At 61.9% G+C, this 3,937-nt stretch carries 4 protein-coding genes; all 4 read left to right on the top strand.

Annotated elements, in window-relative coordinates; all coding sequences use genetic code 11:
- The coding region (locus B3V69_RS18980; RefSeq protein WP_296448815.1) for a carboxyl transferase domain-containing protein at positions 1–429 on the top strand (429 nt) is incomplete at its 5' end.
- 47 nt (positions 430–476) lie between these two features.
- On the top strand, positions 477–1,631 hold the full coding sequence (locus tag B3V69_RS18975) for an acyl-CoA dehydrogenase family protein (RefSeq protein ID WP_296448813.1): 1,155 nt from the start codon (positions 477–479) through the stop codon (positions 1,629–1,631).
- 8 nt (positions 1,632–1,639) lie between these two features.
- Complete coding sequence (locus tag B3V69_RS18970; RefSeq protein WP_296448811.1) at positions 1,640–2,464, top strand: enoyl-CoA hydratase/isomerase family protein; 825 nt, start codon at positions 1,640–1,642, stop codon at positions 2,462–2,464.
- Positions 2,461–3,937: acetyl-CoA carboxylase biotin carboxylase subunit (locus tag B3V69_RS18965; RefSeq protein ID WP_296448808.1), on the top strand; the 1,477-nt coding region annotated here is incomplete at its 3' end. The genes B3V69_RS18970 and B3V69_RS18965, both read left to right, overlap by 4 nt.

The following is a 3,937-nucleotide window of genomic DNA, read 5'->3' as shown; positions in this document are numbered from 1 at the left end:
ATGATTCAGGCGGTCGCGAATGCGCGGGTGCCCAAGTTCACCGTGGTGCTGGGTGGCTCCTACGGCGCGGGCAACTATGGCATGTGTGGTCGGGGTTTTGATCCGAATTTCATCTTTTCCTGGCCCACGGCCCGGACCGCCGTGATGGGCGGCGCGCAGGCCGCCAAGGTGATGGATATTGTCAATCGGGCCAAGATCGAGCGCACCGGCATGGCGGCCAACGAAGAGGCCCTGAAAGCCATGTCAGACGGGCTGCGGCTGCGGCTGGACAAGGAGTCTGCGGCCTTGTTTGGCACGGCCCGGCTGTGGGACGACGGCATCATCGACCCGCGTGATACGCGTCGCCTGCTTGGGCTTTGTCTGGCCTTGGCCGAGGAGGCGCAGAGCCGCAATTTGCACCCCAATACCTTCGGTGTGGCGCGCATGTGATGCGCTAGTCATTCATTCCCATCCATTTATTCGAACGAAAGATACGCATGAAATTTACCCCCGAACACGAGCAGATTGCCGACACCGTGCGCAAGTTTGTTGCCAAGGAGATCAACCCGAATCTTCCCGCGTGGGAGGCGGCGGGGCAGTTCCCGGCGCATGAGTTGTTCAAGAAGATGGGGGCCTTGGGTTTGCTGGGAATCAAGTACCCGGTGGAGTACGGCGGCATGGGGCTGGACTTCAGCTACTCCATGGTGATGGCCGAGGCACTCGGTGAGTGCAACGCGGGTGGTGTGCCGATGGCCATTGGCGTCCAAACTGACATGTGCACACCGGCTTTGGCGCGTTTTGGTTCGGATGAACTCAGGCGCGAGTTCCTCGCGCCGACCATTGCAGGCGACATGGTGGGTTGTATCGGCGTGAGCGAAACCGGTGGTGGCTCCGATGTGGCCGCGCTCAAGACCACGGCGAGCAAGGATGGCGATGACTACATCATCAACGGCTCCAAGATGTGGATCACCAATGGCATGCAGGCGGACTGGTGTTGTCTGCTGGCCAATACGTCAGAGGGGTCGGTGCACAAGAATAAATCGCTGATCATTGTGCGCATGGACAGTCCGGGTGTCACGCGGCAGAAAATCCGAAAAATCGGGATGGACTCATCTGACACGGCGCAGCTGTTTTTTGACAATGTGCGCGTGCCGCGGCGCAACCTGATCGGGCAGGAGGGCATGGGTTTCATGTTCCAGATGCTGCAGTTCCAGGAAGAGCGGCTGTATGGTGCCGCCGGTTGCCTGCGTTCGTTGGACCGGCTGATCGACCAAACCATTGACTACACCCGCCAGCGCCAGACCTTTGGCAAGCCGATTCTTGACAACCAGGTGGTGCACTTCCGCTTGGCCGAATTGCGCACCGAAGTGGAGGCATTGCGCGCCCTGACCTACCGTGCCGTCGAATCCTATATCTCGGGCAAGGACGTCACCAAGCTGGCCTCGATGGCCAAGCTCAAGGCCGGGCGCCTGAGCCGTGAGGTGGCCGACAGCTGTCTGCAGTACTGGGGCGGCATGGGCTTCACCTGGGACAACCCGATTTCACAAGCTTACCGAGACACCCGCCTGATCTCGATTGGCGGGGGGGCGGACGAGATCATGCTGGGCATCATCTGCAAGTTGGAAGGCACCCTGCCGGGCAAGGTTCAATGACAGGTGCTATGAATTTCGAAGCGCTTCACGTAGAGCAGACGGGGGCTGTGCTGCATATTACCTTGAACCGGTTGGCTTCGCGCAATGCCATGTCGCTGCGCATGGTGGCGGAGTTGCGCTCTGCGCTAGAAACCGCGGAAACCGGTGGCAGCGTTCGCGTTGTCGTGTTGCGTGGGGCGGGCGGACACTTCTGCGCTGGTGCTGATTTGAAGGATGTTGCTGCCGCACGCCTGCGGGCGATGCAGAACGAGCCGCCGGTGAGTGAGGCCGGCGTTTCGCTTGATGCTGTCGCGCAAGCCAATCTCCAGTTCGGTGAACTCTGTGTTGCCTATGCCAAAACGCCACTGGCCCTGGTGGCTATTCTGGAAGGCAGCGTGATGGGCGGCGGACTCGGCCTGACGTGCGTGGCGGATGTGGCGCTGGCTTGTGAGTCCGCTGTATTTCGTCTACCGGAGACCGCCCTGGGTGTCGTACCGGCCCAGATTGCGCCGTTCTTGGTGGAGCGTCTGGGCTATTCCCAGGCCAAGCGACTGGCGGTGACGGGCGGGCGTCTGAATGCTGCCAATGCATTGGCGATTGGCTTGGTGCATGCCGTGCATGCGCCGGACCAGATGGACACAGCACTCACCGCCGTACTGGCTGACATTCTGGCCTGCGCCCCTGGAGCTGTCGCCGCCACCAAGGCATTGATGGCCAAAGCCCGTCTGACGGAGCCGTCAAGCCTGATGCAGGAGGCCGCAGTCATTTTTTCCCGTGCCGTACAAGGGCCGGAGGGGCTGGAGGGAACGACGGCCTTTCTGCAAAAGCGAAAACCAAACTGGGCGTTGCAATGACCTTTTCAAAAATTCTGATCGCCAATCGGGGTGAAATCGCCTGTCGCGTGATGCGAACCGCACGCAACCTCGGTTATCGAACCGTTGCCGTCTACAGCGACGTTGACAAGGCCGCGCCGCACGTCCGCCTGGCCGACGAAGCCGTGCATATCGGGGGTTCCGCCGCAGCCGATTCGTACCTGCGGGTGGAGGCATTGATGGAGGCCGCCCGCAAGACTGGTGCCGACGCGATTCACCCCGGCTATGGATTTCTGAGCGAAAACGCGGGCTTTGCCCAGTCCTGCCTGGATGCCGGGCTGGTGTTCATTGGCCCGCCCCCTGACGCCATTGAAGCCATGGGTGACAAGGCACTGGCCAAGCGTCGCATGATGGCCGCGGGCGTGCCCTGTGCGCCGGGCTATCTGGGCGAGGATCAGGATGACGCGCGGCTGACCGAGGAAGCGCTGAAACTGGGTTTTCCACTGCTGGTCAAGGCGGTGGCCGGTGGCGGTGGTCGTGGCATGCGACTGGTGCGTGCGGCAGATGAAATTGCGCAGGCGATTGCAGGCGCAAGGCGTGAGGCGCAAAGTGCCTTTGGCGACGGGACCCTGATGCTGGAGCGCTTGATCGACAACGGCCGGCATATTGAAATCCAGATTTTTGCCGATGCGCATGGCCATGCCGTGTACCTGGGTGAGCGCGACTGCACGGCGCAGCGCAGAAGGCAGAAAGTGATTGAAGAGGCGCCGTCGCCCGTGGTGAGTGCGGCGATGCGTGAGTCCATGGGCAAAGATGCAATAGCGGCTGCGCTGGCAGTGGGCTACCGGGGGGCGGGCACGGTGGAGTTCATCGTCGATGCCGACCTCAAGCACTATTTCCTGGAAATGAACACGCGCTTGCAGGTCGAGCATCCGGTGACCGAGTTGGTGACGGGCTTTGATCTGGTGGAGTGGCAACTGCTGGTTGCGGCCGGACAGCCGCTGCCAGCTTGCCAGGCCGACGTCAAGCTGACGGGCCACGCGATGGAGGCGCGCTTGTATGTGGAAGACCCGTATGCCGGTTTTGCACCGCAAACGGGAACGGTGCGCTGGTGGCGTCCACAGCTAGCCCTGTTGGCCGGCGTGCGGATCGACGATGGCATTGAAGAGGGCGGCGAGATTTCGCCCTTCTACGACCCGATGGTGGCCAAAGTCATCGTGCATGGGCGTGACCGCGACGACGCGATTCGGCGCCTGCGTGCCGCGCTGGAGAACGCGCCTCTGCTCGGAATTCGCAACAACGGCCGGTTTCTGGCCGATCTGGTGAACCATCCTGCATTTCGTGGCGCAGCAATGACCACCACCACGATTGACCAATGGCAAGAGGCGGGCGAGGCGCTGATGCAGCGTCCGCTGCCGGGCGACGAAGCCTGGTGCGTTGTGGCGGCGGCGTTCGCGATGCAAAACGGTGCCAACTGGCGTGCCGACAGTGTGGCGGCTTTTGATCTGCCTTTGC

The organism is Rhodoferax sp. UBA5149 (assembly GCF_002413825.1).
Taxonomy (GTDB): Bacteria; Pseudomonadota; Gammaproteobacteria; order Burkholderiales; family Burkholderiaceae_C; genus Rhodoferax.
Note: the sequence above shows the minus strand (reverse complement) of the source record. Positions and strands in the feature narration are given on the sequence as shown.

Bases quoted from the DNA above. Each gene is read 5' to 3' on its own strand.
- B3V69_RS18975 (WP_296448813.1), top strand. From the start codon at position 477: ATGAAATTTACCCCCGAACACGAGCAGATTGCCGACACCGTGCGCAAG.
- B3V69_RS18970 (WP_296448811.1), top strand. From the start codon at position 1,640: ATGAATTTCGAAGCGCTTCACGTAGAGCAGACGGGGGCTGTGCTGCAT.